This window comes from Marinobacter sp. C2H3 (assembly GCF_037080155.1).
In the GTDB taxonomy this organism is placed as follows: domain Bacteria; phylum Pseudomonadota; class Gammaproteobacteria; order Pseudomonadales; family Oleiphilaceae; genus Marinobacter.
Window position 1 is genome coordinate 172,488 of sequence record NZ_JBBBNZ010000001.1, and the last position, 18,763, is coordinate 191,250.

At 64.4% G+C, this 18,763-nt stretch carries 13 protein-coding genes; 9 read left to right on the top strand and 4 right to left on the bottom strand.

The annotated features are described in order from the left end of the window. The first annotated feature begins 14 nt into the window (after positions 1 to 14). The 6 genes from tssM (at position 15) to V3388_RS00775 (ending at position 10,624) form a co-directional block, all read left to right on the top strand. Entirely contained in the window at positions 15 to 3,641 is a 3,627-nt protein-coding gene (tssM, locus tag V3388_RS00750; protein WP_336365607.1) for a type VI secretion system membrane subunit TssM, read from the top strand. Between the two features lie 50 nt (positions 3,642 to 3,691). Continuing rightward, complete coding sequence (locus V3388_RS00755) at positions 3,692 to 7,339, top strand: hypothetical protein (RefSeq protein ID WP_336365608.1); 3,648 nt, start codon at positions 3,692 to 3,694, stop codon at positions 7,337 to 7,339. An 8-nt stretch (positions 7,340 to 7,347) separates the two neighbouring features. Continuing rightward, positions 7,348 to 8,388: a hypothetical protein gene (locus V3388_RS00760; protein WP_336365609.1), complete on the top strand. Its 1,041-nt coding sequence runs from the start codon at positions 7,348 to 7,350 to the stop codon at positions 8,386 to 8,388. Continuing rightward, positions 8,355 to 8,849 (top strand): DUF4124 domain-containing protein, encoded by a 495-nt coding sequence (locus V3388_RS00765; RefSeq protein ID WP_336365610.1) that lies wholly within the window; start codon positions 8,355 to 8,357, stop codon positions 8,847 to 8,849. The genes V3388_RS00760 and V3388_RS00765 overlap by 34 nt, the downstream gene beginning before the upstream one ends. An 80-nt stretch (positions 8,850 to 8,929) precedes the next feature. Beyond that, complete coding sequence (locus V3388_RS00770; protein WP_336365611.1) at positions 8,930 to 9,964, top strand: DNA ligase; 1,035 nt, start codon at positions 8,930 to 8,932, stop codon at positions 9,962 to 9,964. Between the two features lie 81 nt (positions 9,965 to 10,045). After that, positions 10,046 to 10,624: a porin family protein gene (locus V3388_RS00775; RefSeq protein WP_336365612.1), complete on the top strand. Its 579-nt coding sequence runs from the start codon at positions 10,046 to 10,048 to the stop codon at positions 10,622 to 10,624. An 80-nt stretch (positions 10,625 to 10,704) separates the two neighbouring features. Here V3388_RS00775 and cysK read toward each other — a convergent pair whose 3' ends face one another. Both cysK and V3388_RS00785 read right to left on the bottom strand, forming a co-directional pair. After that, positions 10,705 to 11,676 (bottom strand): cysteine synthase A, encoded by a 972-nt coding sequence (cysK, locus tag V3388_RS00780; protein WP_336365613.1) that lies wholly within the window; start codon positions 11,674 to 11,676, stop codon positions 10,705 to 10,707. A 67-nt stretch (positions 11,677 to 11,743) separates the two neighbouring features. Continuing rightward, entirely contained in the window at positions 11,744 to 12,187 is a 444-nt protein-coding gene (locus tag V3388_RS00785) for a methylglyoxal synthase (RefSeq protein ID WP_336365614.1), read from the bottom strand. An 82-nt stretch (positions 12,188 to 12,269) separates the two neighbouring features. Here V3388_RS00785 and V3388_RS00790 point away from each other — a divergent pair, with 82 nt between their 5' ends. Further along, positions 12,270 to 13,049 (top strand): ATP-binding protein, encoded by a 780-nt coding sequence (locus V3388_RS00790; RefSeq protein WP_336365615.1) that lies wholly within the window; start codon positions 12,270 to 12,272, stop codon positions 13,047 to 13,049. Here the strand turns inward: V3388_RS00790 and V3388_RS00795 are convergent. Together V3388_RS00795 and pdsR are read right to left on the bottom strand one after the other, a co-directional pair. Further along, positions 13,019 to 15,070 (bottom strand): ATP-binding protein, encoded by a 2,052-nt coding sequence (locus tag V3388_RS00795; protein ID WP_336365616.1) that lies wholly within the window; start codon positions 15,068 to 15,070, stop codon positions 13,019 to 13,021. The genes V3388_RS00790 and V3388_RS00795 overlap by 31 nt on opposite strands. A 3-nt stretch (positions 15,071 to 15,073) precedes the next feature. Then, positions 15,074 to 15,775: a proteobacterial dedicated sortase system response regulator gene (gene pdsR, locus V3388_RS00800; RefSeq protein WP_336365617.1), complete on the bottom strand. Its 702-nt coding sequence runs from the start codon at positions 15,773 to 15,775 to the stop codon at positions 15,074 to 15,076. 235 nt (positions 15,776 to 16,010) lie between these two features. On the opposite strand from pdsR, the gene V3388_RS00805 reads away from it, so the two are divergent. Both V3388_RS00805 and V3388_RS00810 read left to right on the top strand, forming a co-directional pair. Then, positions 16,011 to 18,158 carry a marine proteobacterial sortase target protein gene (locus tag V3388_RS00805; protein ID WP_336365618.1) on the top strand — a complete coding sequence of 716 codons (2,148 nt, stop codon included), beginning with the start codon at positions 16,011 to 16,013 and terminating at the stop codon, positions 18,156 to 18,158. Continuing rightward, entirely contained in the window at positions 18,155 to 18,760 is a 606-nt protein-coding gene (locus V3388_RS00810) for a class GN sortase (protein ID WP_336365619.1), read from the top strand. Before V3388_RS00805 ends, V3388_RS00810 begins: the two co-directional genes overlap by 4 nt. Positions 18,761 to 18,763: the final 3 nt, after the last annotated feature.

An 18,763-nucleotide genomic window follows, 5' to 3' on the forward strand; every position in this document is an offset into this window, starting at 1 on the left:
CAGGAAGGGATACCATGTGGAGAAAGGCATTACTCGTCGGTCGCTGGATGTGGCCACGCCTGCGCCGGGCGGCACCGATCGTGCTGTTCCTGGCGCTGGCCCTGGCCGTTGCGGCGGTTTGGTGGTTTGGCCCGGGCTGGCGCCTGGGGGGAGATTATCCGCTGGCCGCCTGGCAGATGCGGGCCATGGTGACCCTTGGCGCGGTGCTGCTGGTGGCCGTGATCTGGGGGGCAAGCCTGGCCGGCAAACTGCGCCGGGTGGACCGAAGCAAACAGGAAGCTGCCCGGGAACAGGAAGACCCGATCCTGCCTCTGGAGCGGCGCCAGCAACGCCAGCTTGATCGACAACTGGCGTCCCTGACCGGCAATCTGCCCGGCCGCCATGGTCGTTACCGATTGCCCTGGTATCTGCTGCTCGGGGCGGAAGGCGCCGGTAAAACCAGCCTGATCCAGCGTTCTGGCCAGACCTACACCCTCACCAACGTGACCCGGGAACAGCGAACCGACCGCAACCCGGTGGCGGTTGACTGGTGGGTGGGCGACGACGGCGTGTTACTGGACCCGGACGGTGCGTTGCTGGTCCACGGTGAGACCGCCGGCGCTGACGCGCCCATGCACGCCCGCCTATGGCGGCATTTTCTGCGCTGGCTGGAACAGAACCGCCCCCAGCGGCCGCTGAACGGCGTTGTCGTTGCCGTGGATCTGGCCGCTTTGGGGCAGATGGGTCCGGATCAGCGCCGGGCCCAGGCCATCACCCTGCGAACCCGTTTGCGGGAACTGATGGAGCAGCTGGGCAGCCGTCTGCCGGTGTATGTCGCCTTTACCAAGCTCGATCTCTTGTACGGTTTCACGACCCTTGCCCAGGCGCTGACGGCGGAGGAAAAGGCCTCAGCCCTCGGCTTCACCTTTCGCCTGGAAGGGCTGAACGAGCCGGACGACTGGATGGCAACGTTCGCCGAACGCTTCGATGAGCTGGTGGAGGGCCTGAACGCCCGTCTTCCGGAAATCCTGGAGCACGCCCGGGATCCGGAAGCGCGAGCGGCCGCGTTTTCCTTCGTGCGGCAGTTGGCCGGCCTCAGGGAAACGCTGGAAAGCTATCTGGCGGACCTGCTGTCGGCGGACGCCTTCTCCACGCCGGCGCTGGTCAGGGGCACCTATTTCACGTCGGTTTTGCAGGAGGGCGTTCCGGAGGACCCCTTCGTCAGCGCGGTTGCCGGCCACTACGACCTGCCGGCCCCCATCCAGCCGGCCCAGCGTCCCGGACAACCCGCGAGCCTGTTCACCCAGCGCTTGTTTCCGGACATCATCTACCCCGAAGCGGGGCTGGCCGGCGACAATCGGAAGGTGGCCGCGCGCCGGCACCGGGCGCTTGCCGCAGCGTCTGTGGTGGCGGTAGTGGCCGGCGTTGCCATGACCGCCGGCTGGCAGCACTACTTCATCAAGAATGCGGCCGCCGCCGATGCGGTTCAGCAGCGGGTCGGGCAGTTCCTGACCGACTGGCAGCCGGTCGGTTATGAGCCGGACAGCACCGGCCGAAGCCTGCTCGCGCCCCTCGACCAGCTTCGGGAAGCCACGTTTGCGTTCGGCGATTATCACAGCCGCTGGCCGGCCCTGGCGGATATGGGCCTTTACCAGGGCCAGCGGGTCGGGCCGGAAGTGGCTCAGGCGTACCAGAACCTGCTTGCCTATCAATACCTGCCGTCGCTGATGCTGGGCGTCATGAGCGCGCTGTCCGAGGCGCCGGATACCGATCTGGACCGGCTGCGTCACCTTCGTGTCCTGCGCATGCTTTACGACGCCAGCGGTCGGCGCCCGGCTCTGGTCACCGATTACTTCAAGGATTACTGGCAGGCCGCGTACCCCGGCCAGCGGGACCTGCAGGACCGGCTGATGGGTCATTTGCAGTTTGCCCTGGCCAACACCGACCTGGCCGGCATGGCCGAGGCCGGTGACCGGTCGGCCGAACTGGCCCTGGCGCCATTCCGCAGCAGTGTGGAATGGGCGCAGGCGTCTCTGGGGCAGACCCGCACGCCGGAACGGGTGTATCGCGACCTCGAGCAGCAGGCCGGTGAGCAACTGCGCGCGCCGCTCGATCTGGCCCGGGCCAGCGGGCCGGGTTTCGGCACCGTCTTCACCCGCCTGGATGACAACGGCGAACCGGATGACGCGAGCCCATCAACGGTCAGCGCCCCCGCCAGCGAGGGCAACGCAGTCGTCCATGACCCGCTGATGGTGCCGGCACTGCTCACTCGCCAGGGCCTGGATAAATGGTTCCTCAAACGCTCCGCCTCGGTGACCGACCTGGCCCTGGTGGATGCCTGGGTGCTCGGCCGCCGGGACAACGTCAACTTCAGCGACGCGGACGAGGCCCAGCTGCGGTCACGCTTGCAGACACTTTATGCCGAGCACTACGCCGCCGCGTGGCGAAACGCCCTCAGCCATCTGGACATCCGACCGTTCAGGGATCTGAACCAAGGGGTGCGAGTGCTGGAAACCCTCACCAGCAGCCAGCAGCCCCTCGCCACCCTGCTGGCCCAGGTGCAGCAGAACACCCGCTTCATTCCGCCCGCAGATACCGACGACAAAGCCGCACAGGCCCGGCGAGCGCTGCTGGAGCAGTCGCCGCAGATCCGTATGCTGAGGGACATTGAACGGCAGTTTGCCGAGTTGAATCAGCTCACCGACCGGACGGGTGAGCAGCCCAGCGGGCTCGACCAGATCATGAAGGTGATCACCAGCCTGCATCAGTACCTGCGCAACATCCAGGAGGCGCCGGACACCGGTAAAGCAGCCCTCGAGGCCGCCCGCGCCCGACTGAGCTTGCAGGGCGACGATCCCATCTTTACCCTTCAACGCATGGCCGAAGACCAGCCAGCGCCTCTGAACCGCTTGCTGAAGCGGCTGGCGGATGAAAGCTGGCGGGTTCTCCTTGATGGTGCAGTGGCCCAGCTGGAACAGAACTGGTACCGGGATGTGTATGTGCCGTTCCAGCAGACCCTGGCCCGCCGCTACCCGCTCAATCCGAAGGCCGGCCGGGACGCGGCGCTGCAGGATTTCGAGCGTTTCTTTGCCCCGGATGGCGTCCTGGCGACCTTCTACGACCAGAACCTGAAGCTGTTTCTGGACGAGCATCCGGGTGGTGTGAGCGGCGCGGAACGGGCCAGCCTGGTCCGCCGGGACGTGCTGGACGCCCTAGACCGGGCGGAGCGCATCCGCAAGGCCTATTTCACCCGCAGCGGCACGCTGGACGTGGAGTTCGCCCTGGAGCCACTGGACCTGTCGAGCAACAAACGCCGCAGCGTAATGAACCTCGATGGCCAGTTGGTGGAATACAATCACGGCCCCCGTCAGAACATCCCGCTGGTCTGGCCCAACACCCTGCGGGACGCGGTGGAGAGCCGGGTGACCCTGGTGCCGGTGCAGGTCAACCGATCGCCCCGGAGCGTGTCCGAGAGCGGCCCCTGGGCCCTGTTCCGCCTGCTGGACCAGGCGGACCTGACCGGCGTCAGCAACACCGCGGTGGATGTGCGCTTTGAGGTGGACGGCGGCGACATGCGCTACCGCCTGCACGCCGCCAGCAACACCAACCCCTTTACCCAGCGACTGCTGGCGGGGTATCGGTTGCCGCGCAGCCTCTACTAGGCTGCCGGCAGCGACACGGAACGTCATAAACTGGTACAGGAACGACACGGATGTCTGAATCTCGCACCTTGCAGCCGCCCCGCGGCCCCGCCTGCGAAGGCCCGGTCCTGATCATCGAAGTGGTCGGGCAGGATCACCCGGAGGGCCACCGCTTTCGCCTGTTCGATCCCGCCGATCAAACCGAGCAGGAGTGGATGGACCAGCGTGGTCACCGGGAGGCTCTGAGCCAGAGCGAACTTGCGGTCTGGCCGACCACCCCTGAGGCCCGCCAGAACGTCTGGCTGGATATTGACGCCGACGACGGCTCGCCCATCCGGGTGCTCCTGTTTGAACACGTTGGCGCCACGCCGCGCCAACCCATCGCCCAGTGGAACCGGGTATGTCCGCTGGTGCCGATCACCTCCCTGATGGCTCAGGACCCGGATCCAGGTGGTCATCCCAGCCATCCGGTGCCGGTGCGGGCCGGCTATGTCTACGTGTTCCGGGACGGCCGCTTGTGGCGGGAACTGCAGGTGGATGCACCGGCCGACCAGCCGCCGGGTTTCCGGGACGTGCGGCTGAGTGACTATCGGCAACAGGGCGGTGACGGCCTGACCGAAGACCGCCGCCCCGCCGTCGGGCGCCGGCTGGACGCCATCTGGGTGCCACTGAGGGAAATGGATAGCGCCCTGACCGGACAGATCCAGATGGCCTTCTCCGAAGTGCAATGGCCGGGGGACCGGGTGGCTTTCCTTGAAACGGACGCCGCCGCCCGCCGGGACCGCTGCCAGAGCCTCAGCGGCGATGGCTTGGTGTGGCAGGGGCGGCCACTGTCCGAGGGCGCCCCAGGCCCCGGCGTGATCCAGCCGGTGGCCACGCTGCCCCCGGCGCGGGCCCGGGAACCGTTTCTGGAACAGCACCTGCCGGACCCCTGGCGCAACGTCCTGGACCTGACCGGAAACTACGCGCACGGCCTCTATCAGAAAGCCTGCGACGAACAAAAAGCGTTTGACGAGGCGTCGGACGCTGCGCATGACGCCTGGGAGGCCGCCGGTTACCGGGATTGCCCCCTGCGCTGGGCCCCGGCGGCCCGCCTGCAGGCTTTTGCCGGCCGGGCGAATCAACCGAAGAAAAAGCCACAGCCCGAAGCCAAGCCCATCAGTCGCGTGGTCGACGTCTCCGCCGACAAAGCGCTCTGGGAACCTCTGGGCGCCGCGCCAGATGCCTGGGCCGACGCCCGCACCCGGGGCTACGCCTCGGTCACCCTGAACGATGACCTGTTTGAGGTGCGCCACAGCCTGAACCAAACGCTGTCCGCCCAGCGTTACCTCACCGCCGTGCTGGAGGCCGTGAACGAGGAACCGTATGGCGACAGTGCTCAGCTGATTGAGCGGGTGATGGGGCCGGAGTATCTGGGAGGCAAGAAAAATCCGCTGAACGACTACCTGAAAAACATCAACAACACCTACTTTGGAGCGCTTCAACGAACCCTGAAAAGCGCTGAGCGCCGACTGGCGACGGAATCCTTAGGATTGACACAGGCTGCCCTCACGCACCTGGTCCACCAACCCCGTTATCAGAACGCCTTCGCCGACCTGTTCGCGCTTAAAGGTCTCGACTATGCCGAGGGCTTTGCGCTCTTTGGGGACCTGGTTTCCGTGCTGAGGCTGGACCCCAACACGGTCGACCCGCTGAACAAGCAGCCGATGGTCAGCCGTGAACAGGTCCGTGCCGCCAATTCGGTGATCTTTGACATTCTTGACCCAGAAAAGCAGAAGCCGCTGAGTGCCATGGTGTTTCCACGACTCGACGGTACTGGTGGAAATGCTGTTGCCGAAACGGAATCTTCATCTGCCGAGCCCGTTGGTGGGGATGGTAGTTGTCGCCCGAATGATCTGCGTTGTTTGCCCGACGAGGCTCCTCAACCTGATACAGTCCAGACACTAACAGCAGCAAGCCTGCTGGCGGTTGCAAAGGGCAACAGCCTCAATGGAATTACCGAAGCCAAACGCTTTGGTAACGCGGTTAGTGCCATTTTGGACGCACTGGAACAAAAGTTGGTTGTATCGCTGAAGGCAGCAAAGCCGTGGCTAACTGCGGCGCCTGCACGCTTGTACGGACCTTTACTAAGCCTTGCGAATGCCCGCAATCCGAAACTCTTTGGTGACGTCAAAATGGTCCCGCGAAACGCCATCAGCAAAGATATGGTCATGCTCGGTGTGCATGATCCGGAGGGTGGACTGAAGTATGGTCTAACTGAAGCTGACCGTACTTATCTCCATAGCAAGAGAAACCTACGACGTTTCTACGGTGAGATCCGCACTTCTGATGGTGAATTGCTTGCTTCTACCCGCCGTTCAGAAATTTCTGATCTGGGCAAGTTGCCCGAGGCACGCAATGTTGTCGTTTTTGTGGCTGAAAAAGATTCGGACATTGCGAAGTATCTTAGGAACGTTCGTCTTGGTAGGACAGCCCAGAGTATTTCAAAAAATGTGCAAGTGCCCTTTTTTGTCTTTGGGCTAGAGCTTTTGAATGTTTGTCAGGAAATTCACTTAATTAAGAAAACGAGTAAACAAAGAGGGGAAGTCCGAGCTTCACTTGGTTTGACTTCTGCATTGTCTGAAGTGGGTATGGCCATCGCTTTGTTAGCTGATCAAATTTCCAAAAATATGCTGGGTTGGCAGGGCATTTCAAAATTCCTCGATAAGGCGGTTGTCACCGTTCCTAAATCTTTTGAAACGTGGGCAGAAGGAGGTATTGCAAGGGCGTTACCAGAAACGGTAACTCGCCGCATGGTGGGAGGAATGGCAATTGCTTATGTGGCCATTATGTTGTCACTTTGGGATATGCAACACGAATTCGACACTGCCGATTATGACGCCGCGTTTGCCCATGGAGTATTTGCGATCGGCACAGGTATGACTGTCATGGGGTCGTTAATGTCTAGCACGGCGACGGAAAGTGGTGCAGCCATCGTTTTGCTGGAAATGGGGCCCGTTGCATGGGCTGTCGTTGGCGTCGTCATGGCCGTCATTGCTGGTATCGCAGCTATTTTTCTTGATGATCCACCTCTGGTTGACTGGCTGAAACGAGGCCCCTTCGGAGACGAACAGGATGACCTTTATGACTACCTCCAGAATAATCCATCAGAGTTGTATTATCGTTTGCTTGGACTTTTGCTCCAACCCAGAATCCGAATTGAAAACGTCCGGGATTTGGCCGCATCGCTGTCATCGAAAGGATATCAAATTAGCCCTAAAAAGGCGTCAGTTATTGATCGCGTGAGCAAACGAGTCGTCGTTGAAAGCGACCTTGCTTTAATATTTGATGACATTCAACTTACGACGTCTTTCCGAGGTACCAGAGTTTCAGAGAAGGTCTTGGCTAAAGCGATTCTATCCAGTAAACAGCGTTTATGGCCGGATCCAGAACCGCTATTTACTCAATTGACGCCTTCTGGCGCAGTTTACTATTTCGACCAGCTTGAAACGGCGGTATCAACGCCGGCGTTTGGCGCAACTCGGGTTTCCTTCATTGATCTACAGGTCCGTGCCCAGTGGCGATTACAGGCGTCAGAGGCGCCTGGTGGCGAAGCGCGGGCTTTCCCTTCACCACCTTTATACGATGACGTCAAATTTCTGCCGGATTCTCATGAAAAGCCAGACTTCACAAAAACCGACAGGCCTTTTTGGGCAGATGAGCAAACTTACAGATTTTAGGGGGGGCCATGACAGTGGCTGTTGATTTACGGGGATATACTCGTTCTGCTTATCACGGTATGGGCAATGACGAGGTGGCTAACGGTGATTGTAAGCATAGTTTTATGTTTAGAAACAGCTGGACCATGGGACGCCCCCTCGTAAAAGACGGACGATACAGTGGCCTTTTTCCGCCACTTTTCCTGGATAAGTGGCGGCCAGACACGCTCAGGTCCTCCAAGCGACCCCTCGATATGGTGCTGGAAAGGCGAGCGTTATGGCACGACAGGTTTGATGAAGAGTGTCTGAAGTGGGCATCGCCGCCAGGAAGCAGCAAGATTATATTGCGGCTGCACTATTGGAGCCGTTTCATCTTTCTTATGTTTTTTCCTATCTTTTGTTTGGCCGTGGTCATTCAATGGCTTCTAGCTCCCGATGATCCTTCTTTCGGTGAGTTCTTGAATGGGGACGTCAGCCTGATTTTCATGGCGATGTTCGTTCCGATGCTCCTGTGCTGGTCAGCCGGCTGGTTTTTGGAAACCTATTTCCCCCGGACGGTTCGCCAGCCGATAAAGGGGCCGAAATGGGAGCTGAATCGTCGAACGGGTCTGGTGACGCTCTACCACAAGCCAGGCTCCAACCGGACCGGGGAGATTCGCGCACAGGCACCTTTTCGGGAGTGGGATGCCTACCTTCTAAGCCTGCCGGGGCCGCAGGGCAACTTCTGGTATCAATTGGTTCTGGTGCACCAGGTTCACGAGTGGGCCTTACCGATGAGCCAGATGTTTGCACCGACGACGAACAGGGAGCAGGTTCTGGCGTTGTGGGATGTTATCCGGCAGTACATGAACGTGACACAGCCTTTGCCGGACATGCCTGTTCTTGAACCGTATCGAAAGCTGGACCCGACGACCCTGAAATACGATAACGAAACGGGCCGAGACCCCAATTACTGGCGAAACATGGACGATGACGCCTATAAAGCGTTTTGTGATCGAAACTACAGGCAGCTTTGTCGATACAACTGGGAGAATGAATGCGACCAAATGCAAGCTGCCGATGCAGGCTAAAGTCCATCCTGCCAGGCCTTCGACACCTCACTCTAAGCACACTGCTACTGGCCCCGCTCCCTACGGCAGCCGGCGTCTACACCTGGGTCGATGCCCAGGGCGTGACGCACTTTGGCGATCGCCCGCCGGCGGGTTCGGCGCCGCGGGCGGTGGCGGTGGATACGCCGGTTTCGGGTGTGGACGATTCGGTGCGGGCTCGGCAGCAGCGGATAGACGCGTATCTGGAGCAGCAGCGCACCGCTCGGGAGCAGCGGGAGGCGGCCGATCAGAAGGCCCGGGCGGCGTCGGAGAAGCGGGCGGCGCTGTGCACGAAACTGCGGGCTCGCCAGACGAATATGGCGCGGATCTCCACCTTCTATCGTCTGAACGACCAGGGTGAGCGGGTGTTTGTGTCCGAGGACGAAAACCGCGCCGTTCGTGAACGTTTTGACAGACAGGTGGCGGAGGTCTGCGACCCGTAACCAATAGTGATCGCCCCACCCAAGAGCGATAGGTCGGCGCCTTGCGCGACCAGGACATTCCCAACGGCAAAGGAGTTGCCATGTTCACCGTTTTCCAGGCGGTTTATGCCCGCTTTATCCGTTTTATCCATTTCGTCCACGTCCTCCAACTCAATCATTCAGCCCGCCGGGCCGGCCTGGCCCAGGTCACCCTGGTGCTCTGGCTGGCCCTGGGCGCGGCCGCGTCGTTCGCCTCGCCCCGCGAGTTGCCGCTGGCAAACACCTACCATCGTGGCCTGGACCTGAGCGCCTACTGGGTCAGCGAGAAGTACGACGGTGTGCGCGCCTACTGGGACGGCGAGCGCTTGTGGTCCCGGGGCGGGCATCCGTTTCGGGCTCCGCCGGGGTTTACCGATGGCTTCCCGGCGCAGCCGCTGGACGGCGAACTCTGGCTGGGACGGGGGCGGTTTGCCGAGCTGTCTGGCATTGTGCGCACCGTTGAGCCGGCGCCTGTGGACTGGCAGTCCGTGCACTACATGGTGTTTGATCTTCCGGTCACCGGGGTGCCCTTCACCGAGCGCTACCGGCGCCTGAAGGCCTTGGTGGCGGCCGCGGGTTCCCGCCATCTGAAGCTGGTGGAGCAGGCGCCGGTGGCCTCCCATGAGGCCCTGATGCGCCGGATGCACGAGGTGGTCTCCGCCGGCGGCGAGGGTGTGATGCTCAAGCGCAAGGCCAGCCTGTATCAGGGCGGCCGGTCGGACGATCTGGTGAAGGTAAAGCCCTATGAGGACACCGAGGCCGTGGTGGTCCGGGCGCTGCCAGGGCAGGGCAAGTATGAGGGGCAGATGGGCTCGCTGCTGGTGGCGCTGCCGAACGGGCGCCGCTTCCGGATCGGGACGGGATTTTCCGACGCGGAGCGGGCGCGGCCGCCGCAGCCAGGGCAGACGGTGACCTTTCGGTTCCGGGGCTACACCGCCACGGGTCTGCCCCGGTTTGCCAGTTTCCTGCGGGTCCGGGACGATGAGCCACCGGGCGATCCGGGCGATCCGGGCGATCCGGGCGATCCGGGCGACGTCGATGGTAGGAAAGCCTCGGCAAAGGCCTCAAAAGATGGATATGGCATGACAGAATCGTAGTGGCGGGGTAACCCCCCGGAAGGTGGGGCTCAGGTACGGTGGTGGGGCGTGAAAGGACATTGACCCACGGAGGAAACCGCGATGAGTTACACCGTTCGATTTGCCTACGCCACCGTTCTGACCGCGGCCGTATTCACTGCCCCTGCTGTCTGGGCCGAGGACGGCGTTGACCGGGATACATCCGGCCCGTACATCACGGGCAGCTACGGCGGCTACAAGTCCCACGGCGGGGAGTTTGACGACGATAACGACCTGTTCGGTGCCGGCCTCGGGTACCAGTTCAACTCGTTCTTTGCCCTGGAAGCCGAGTACATCGATTTCGGCAAGTTCGGGAACGACGAGGTCGACGGCAAGCTCAAGGGCGTCAGCGTGGCGGCGGTGGGACGCCTACCCCTGACCCAGAGCTTCGGCATCTACGGTAAGGCGGGGGCCTTTGCGTCCGCGTTTGATGTGGATGCCTTCGACAACAGCGAAACCTACGACGACGTCAATCCGATGGTCGGCGCCGGCGTGGACTTTCGTGTGACGCCGCAGCTGACGGCGTTCGCGGAGTACAACCGCTACAACGTCGACATTGATGAGAGCGATTTCAACGGCCAGATCAACAACGATGGTCCGGATTTCGACACCGGGAAGGTGGGGCTGAAGTACCAGTTCTGATCCGGCCCCACTTCCACGTCCGAAAGCAAAAAGCCCCGCACGGATGCGGGGCTTTTTGTCGTTTGGCGAATCGCCCGGGCTTACTGCACGTTCTCCAGCTCGCCGAAGCGATCGGCAAACAGGGCGGAGGAGAGATAGCGCTCGGCCGAGTCCGGCAGCACCACCACGATGTTCTTGCCCTTGTGCTGCGGCTGCTGGCCTACCCGCACGGCGGCCACCACCGCGGCGCCGCAGGAAATCCCACACAGAATGCCTTCTTCCTGCATCAGCCGGTGGGCCATGGCCATGGCGTCCTCGTTGGTGACGCTTTCCACCTGGTCCACCAGGGACAGGTCCAGGTTGCCCGGCACAAAGCCGGCGCCCAGGCCCTGGAGTTTGTGGGGCGCGGGCTTCACCTCGTCGCCCCGCATGGTCTGGGCGATCACCGGGGAGTCCGCCGGTTCCACCGCCACCGTGGTGATGGCCTTGCCACGGGTGTGCTTGATGTAGCGGGATACGCCGGTGAGGGTACCGCCGGTGCCCACGCCGGCCACGAAGATGTCCACGGCGCCATCGGTGTCGTTCCAGATTTCCGGGCCGGTGGTGTCCTCATGGATACGGGGGTTCGCCGGGTTCTCGAACTGCTGGGGCATGAAGTGGTGGTCCGGATCGGTGGCCACGATCTCCTGGGCCCGGGCGATGGCGCCGGGCATGCCCTTGGCGGGCTCGGTCAGCACCAGTTCCGCGCCCAGGGCCTTGAGCACCTTGCGCCGCTCCAGGCTCATGGAGGCGGGCATGGTCAGCGTCAGCTTGTAGCCCCGGGCGGCGGCGACAAATGCCAGGGCAATGCCGGTGTTGCCGCTGGTGGGCTCGACGATGGTCATGCCGGGTTTGAGCACGCCGCGCTTTTCCGCGTCCCAGATCATGGCGGCGCCGATGCGGCACTTAACGGAGTAGGCCGGGTTGCGGCCTTCAATCTTGGCCCAGATGGTGGCGCCGTCGTTCACCCGGTTCAGGCGAACCAGCGGCGTATTGCCGATGGAAAGGGAATTATCGTCATAAATGTTGGCCATCACCGGTTCCTTCTGTCAGATCGTTGGGATGGCCTTCATCATAGCACCGGGGCCCGGCGCGGGCGCGTCAGTCGGTGACCTTGCGGCCGGTGTAATCCGAGAAATCCGGTTTGCGGGGCCGGTAGCCGTCGTCGGTCATGCAGGTGGACGCCAGCACGAACTCGGCGGTGGCGCGGTTGCAGGCCACCGGGATGTTCCAGAGCGCGGCAATCCGCAGCAACGCCTTGATGTCCGGGTCGTGGGGTTGGGGCTCCAGGGGGTCCCAGAAGAACACCAGCAGATCGATATCACCCTCGGCGATCTTGGCGCCGATTTGCTGATCGCCGCCCAGGGGGCCGCTGAGCAGGGACACCAGATCCACTCGCCCCAGGGCCTCTTTGAGCATGCGTCCGGTGGTGCCGGTGGCGTAGAGCCGGAGCGGCGCCAGGCGTTCCCGGTTCGATTCCGCCCATTCCACCAGTTCCCGTTTCTTGTTGTCGTGCGCCACCAGGGCGACGGATTTTACGGCCATTTGCGGTACAGTCTCCGGTTAACAGTGAGAACAGGTGTCAGTGTTCCACAACCCACCACTGGACGAAACAGGAACCCGCGTCATGCAAGAAACAACCTTCGACTGGCAAGACACGCCGGCGGCGGTCTGGCGCCGCCATCGAGCCGGCCTTCGCGCCATCCGCCGGCTGGACCCGGTGGCCTGGAACAGCCTGACCGGCATTGAACGCCAGCAGGCCGAACTGGCCCGCAACACCGAGCGCTTCCTGGCCGGCGAGCCTGCCAACAACGCGTTGCTCTGGGGCTCCCGGGGCACCGGCAAATCGTCCCTGATCAAGGCGTTGCTGAACCGCTACCAGGCGCAGGGGCTGCGGATGATTGAGGTGGACAAGGACGATCTGGTGAACCTGCCGGAGATCGTGGACGAGATCAGCGAGTTGCCGTTCCGATTCGTTATCTACTGCGATGACCTGTCGTTCGACGTGGGTGAGACCGGTTACAAGGCGCTCAAAAGCGTGCTGGAAGGTTCGCTGGAGCTGCCGCCGGAGAACGTGCGGGTGTACGCCACCTCCAACCGCCGTCACCTGATGCCGGAATTCATGAGCGACAACCTCAACAGCGAGGTCCGGGACGGCGAACTGCACCCGGCCGAAACCATCGAGGAGCACGTCTCCCTGGCGGACCGGTTTGGCCTGCAGCTGTCATTCTACCCGTTTGGCAAAGACGTCTACCTGCAGGCGGTGGATGCGTTGTTTCCCAGCGTGGCGGACCGGGCGGCCCTGCACGAGGAGGCGATGCGCTTTGCCACCGCCAAGGGCGTGCGCAACGGCCGCACGGCCCAGCAGTTTTTCCGTCAGTTCTCGGGGGATGGCCGGTTTCTGTGATCGCCCCCGGGCGTGTCCGCCTCGTTTGGAAAGGTCACCCGGAAGCGGACACCGCCGGGCTCGTTGACCGCGTCCACCTCGCCGCCGTGGTAGGCGGCAATCAGCCTGACGATCAGAAGGCCCTGGCCGAGGTGGCCCTCACCGCCACCGGCCCGGTGGGACACGAACGGATCGAAGATGCTGGCGGACGCGGGGCCCGGCAGCCGGGAACCTTCATTGAAGACCGACAACTGCCAGCCCGCCGGCGCGTCCGTCAGCGCCACCTCGATGCGCCCGCCCTCGGGGGTGAAATCCCGGGCGTTGTCCACCAGTTTGTCCAGCAGCTGCACCAGATGCTCCGGTGAGCCGAGGAGGGTGGCGCCTGTGGCCGGCCCCTGGTACGCCAGCCGGTGGCGGTCATCCAGGCTCTGGTAGGCCGCCGTGGCCTCGCTCACTACCCGGGCCAGGTCAAAGGTCTCCCGCTCCGCCTGGTCAAAACTCTGCTCCAGCCGGGCCGCCTCGCTCATGCCGTTCAGAATCCGTCGCAACCGCTCGGTGGCGCTGGCTGCCCGTTCCAGGTAGGGCCGGCTGGCGTCGTCGCCGGTGATGTGCTGGAGGTTTTCCAGGGACGAACGGATCACGGCCACCGGGGTTTTCAGCTCGTGGGACAGGCGCCGGGAGAACGCTTCGAGGTAATCGTGGTAGCCCCCCAGCCGCTGCACCATCTGACCAAACTGATCCTGCAGCTGGGCCAGTTCGTCTCGGCCGCGGGCCGGCGGCAGGGTGCCGGTGATGCGGCCGTCGTCGTCCACGGTGTCGTTGATCAGGCGCTGCAGCCGGGTGATGCGCCAGGACAGCCAGCTGGCGTAGCCGAGCAGCGCCAGGGTCAGGGTGAGGGTGATGAGCAGGCTGCGGGCGATCACGGAGCCCAGGGTGGTGCCGGACACCGTCAGTAACTGGTCAATAGACTGCTCGAGGACCAGGGTGCGATCGCCGTCGACGGGCGCCCGGGCAAGCAACCAGCGGCTGTCGTCGGTGTGCCGGACCAGCCCGGGGTCGGGCAGCGTATCGATGGCCAGGCGACGGTCATCACCGGCCAATGGTCGGGGCGTGGGTTGTACCCGCCTGACCAGCCAGCGCAGGGCGTTCAGCGTCGTCTGCTCAAGGATCTGGCCGGGGCTCAACTGGTCAAACTCTGGGGATGCCGCGGCCACCGGGCCGCCGGCGTCCGCCACCACCCACCCGGAAGGCTCCACTACCCGGGCCCTCTGGCCCGGCGCCAGCTGCCGTGCCAGGGCCCGTTGCAGCGGGGCGTCCGGGCCGAACAGCAACCGTCCGGCGCCGGCCGGTGCGCGGTCGCCTTCATCGGTGATCAGGCGCAGATCCAGGCGGCTGTAGGGCGCCGGTGCCGGCATCCGCAGCTCGAGCTGCCAGCCGCCCGCAGCGACCTGCCAGACCCCCTCCACCCGATAGTCCGGTGGCCCCGGTTGCCCGGTGTCCCCGCCCTGATGGCCGTAAAGTCGCCCGAACCCGAGGGGTCTAAGCCGCCAGCGCCGGGCATCGGCGCTGGCGTCCACCCGGGTTGCCGGCGGGTCCAGGCGAAGGGCGAGCTCATCGTGGGGCGCGGTCGGACGGTCCGGCTGGTAGAACGTCGGCGGTTGTTGCCGGTGTATCAGCAGGTAGAGCCAGCGGCCGTCCCGGGCGGCACGCCAGCGCAGGGTCGGGTCGTTGGTGGGCTGCCACAGGCTGGCGTGCGTGTCGGCGCCGTCTTCCTGGAACCCTGGCCAGTCGCCCAGGTAGCCGTCCAGGGTAAGCGGGGCCAGGGTATCGCTGGCGTACAGGATGGGGGTGTCCGACCCGATCACCGGCGCCCCCAGCAAGGCGTCGCCGGCCTGTTCCGCCAGCCGTCGGGCTTGCAGCGACAGTTGCTGGCGGGCCTGGTCCCGCAGCGCCGTATCCAGTTCCAGCACGAACGTCATCCCGGCCCAGGGGATCAGCAACATCAGCACGCTGGCGATGAACAGTTGCCGTTTCAGGGTCACCGGTCAGGCCTCATGGGCGTGCCAGCGGTAACCCATGCCGTAGGCGGTCTGGATGGCGTCAAAGTGTGGGTCCACCTGGGTGAACTTGCGGCGGATGCGCTTGATGTGGGAGGTCACGGTGTTGTCGTCGAGCACCGTGCTGGCGGCGTCCATCAACTGTTCCCGAGACCGCACATGGCCGGGGTGCCGGACCAGCGCGTGCAGCATCCAGAATTCGGTGACGGTCAGTTCCACCGGGCACTGGTTCCAGGCCACGGTCATTCGGTCCGCGTTCAGGCTCAGGCGGCCGCGCTGGAGCACCTCGTCGGGCTTGCGGGCCGCATCGGCCCAGGCTTCTGCCCGGCGCAGCAGAGCGGTAATCCGTGCCAGCAGGTGGTCCAGGCTCATGTCCTTGGTGACGTAATCGTCGGCACCGAGGCGCAGGCCGTGCACCGAGTCGATGTCGCTGTCCCGGGCGGTCAGGAAAATGATCGGCAGGGTGGCGGACAGCCCCCGCAGGTCCTGGCACAGGGTAAACCCGCCGTCCGGTTCATCCCCCAGGCCGACGTCGATGATGGCCAGGTCCGGCAACGCCTGGCGCAGGGCCTGGTAGGCGCTGGCGCGGGTGCCATAGGCAGACACCCGATAGCCCCGGCGCTCGAACGCCGCCCGGTAGTTGTCCCGGATACCGGGGTCATCCTCTATCAGCACAAGGTGTTTTTTCATGGCGTCCACGGGCCGGTGTTCGGAAACGTCTTAAGGCTAACCACGGCCCCGGGCCGGCACAAGCGGCACGGAGCGCTTCGCCATAATTCATCACATTCTGGCCCCGGAATTGTCCCACTTCGTCACGGCCTGTGCCTTTCGAAACGGTGAAATGGTTGTCATCCCATCCGCCGGGCCCATGGGTTCAGGGCCGCCGGCGGGACCTGGCCCGATTCGCCCGAAGGAGAACTTTGCCATGATGTTGCCCCTTTCGCTGCTCCGACTGACACCGTCGGCTCTTCACTCCGAGGCCCGCGCCCGGCGGCTTCGGCGACTGCTGGAAGGCGTGACCCTCTGGCTCGCCTTTGGCTTGCTGCTGATGGTTCAGCCGCTGTACGCCGAGGCCGCCGGCACCGGTGACCTTGGCTCCCTGGAACTGGTGGCACCGAGTGGTGGGGCTCCGGTGTCAGCCCTGGCTCTGGACAGCCGGTTTGACGTCACGGTCAGTGGCCTGATTGCCAGCACTCGTCTGGTGCGCCGGTTCCGGAACCCGTCCGATCAGTGGCGGGAGGGGGTGTTCGTATTCCCGCTGCCGGAAAAGGCCTCGGTGTACGGGCTGGTGATGACGGTGGGGGAGCGCCGGATTGAAGGAAAGGTGCTGCCCCGGGCGGAGGCCCGCCGGACCTACGACACCGCGAAGCAGGCCGGGCAGCAGGCGGCGACTGTGGAACAAGACCGCCCGAACCTGTTCACTTCCCGGGTGGCCAACCTGCCGCCCGGTGGTGAGGTGACCATTGAGCTGTCCTATCAGCAGCCGGTGGCCTATCGGCAGGGGGTGTTTGAACTGGACCTGCCGAGCACCCTCACACCACGCTACATGCCGGGGCCACCCCTGGCTCAGGCGTCGCCCGCCGACTGGCGTTCGGGCTGGGCGCTGGCGACCGCCCTGGTGCCGGATGCCGGGGCGATCAGCCCGTTTACCGTAACCCCTACCGACCTGGCCGACGGCAGTCACCGCATGGCCATTAACGTCACCCTCAACACCGGTCTGCCCCTGGCCAGCGTGGCCAGCCCCAGCCATCCGATTTCCGTGCAGGACACCGCCAACGGCGTTCAGGTCGCGCTGTCGCCGTCGACGGATGATGCTGACGGGCACCGGCCAACCACGGTGAGGATGGACCGGGATTTTGTCCTGCGCTGGGCGCCGGCGGCCGGCCAGGCACCGGTGGCGGCGGTGTTCCACGAGCGCTTCGAGGGTGAGGATTACCTGATGACCCTGCTGGTGCCGGGCCAGGCCTCTGAAGCTGCGCTGCCCAGGGACCTGGTGTTTGTCATTGATACGTCCGGCTCCATGGCGGGCGCCTCCATCCGGGAAGCCCGCTTGGCGCTGGCGCGGGGTCTGGACACTCTGGGGCCGGATGACCGTTTCAACATCATCCAGTTCAACAGCCAGGCCGAGGCCCTGTTCATGGCGCCGGTGCCGGCGGATGGCAACCACCTGGCCCGGGCCCGGCGCTACCTGGCGGGGCTGACCGCGGACGGTGGCACCGAAATGGCCTCCGCCCTGAGCCTTGCTCTTGGCGATGGCAGCGAGCGCAATGAGGCCCCGACGCGGGTGCGCCAGGTGGTGTTCATTACGGACGGCGCCGTGGGCAACGAGGCGGGCCTGTTCCAGCAGATCCGCCGACAACTGTGCAGCCAGCGGCTGTTCACCGTGGGCATCGGCTCGGCGCCCAATCGATATTTCCTGCGGGAGGCGGCCCGCTGGGGCCGGGGCAGCTACACCTCGGTGGCGGACAGCGGCGACCTGGGCGGGCCGCTGGATGCCCTGTTTGCGTCCATGGCCGCGCCGGTGCTCACCGACATTCGGACGGACTGGCCGGGCACCGCGGAGGCTTACCCGGCTCGCCCCGGTGACCTGTTCCAGGGCGAGCCTCTGGTGCAGGTTGTGCGCGGGGTACCCGCCCGCGGTCAACTCACGGTCTCCGGCCTGACCACCCGCGGGACGGCCTGGTCCCGCACCCTGGACCTGGGTCAGGCGGCGCCCGCCACCGGGCTGCACCGTCGCTGGGCCAGGGCGCGTATCGACGACCTTCAGGACCGGGCGGCGCTCTCCGGTACCGAGCCGGACAAAGCCACCATAACGGCGCTGGCCATGCGCCACAGCCTGGCCTCGCCCTACACCAGCTTTGTGGCGGTGGACACCACGCCGGCCCGGCCGGTGACGGCGCCCCTGATGACGGAGTCGGTGCCCACGTTGCTGCCCGCCGGGAGTGCCCCAGGGATGCTGAGGTACCCAGGTACCGCCACCGGCTGGCCAATGATGGTGCTTGTTGGCGCGCTCGGTGCCGCTTTCATGGGGCTGTGGTGGAGCGTGCTCGCACGCCGGAGGGTTGCAGTATGAACCGCCTGGCCTGTTCTGCATTTACCGCCTGTGCGCTGCTGGTGCTCATGGGCCTGTGGATTCCGCTGAAGGCGGTGGTGGCCCAACAACTGCTCGACCTGGCCTGGGCCCGTAGCCAGGCCGAGCAGGGGCCGGTGCGGCCATGGCCCTGGGCCGACACCTGGCCGGTGGCCCGCATGGACTGGCCGACCCTGTCCGAATCCATGGTGGTGCTGGACGGCGCCTCCGGCGAAAGCCTGGCCTTTGGCCCCGGCCGACTCGCCGGCACCGACGATCTGGACGGGCCGGTGATCCTGGCCGGCCACCGGGACACCCACTTCAAACGTTTGGGAGACCTGGCCCCAGGCAGCCCCATCCGTCTCCAGGGCCGGGACGGGCGCTGGCACGATTACACGGTGGTAGCCACCCGGGTGGTGGACAGCACGCAGGAGCGCCTGGCGCCCGGCCGATTGCCAGACGATTCCCTGTTGCTGGTGACCTGCTATCCTTTTGATGCCCTGCGCGCCGGCGGGCCGCTGCGCTACGTGGTGACGGCAAAGGCCGAAAAGCTTGAAGCTACCCAGGGAACCGGGCAGTCTTTGCGGGGTTTGCGTGTGATGTAAATC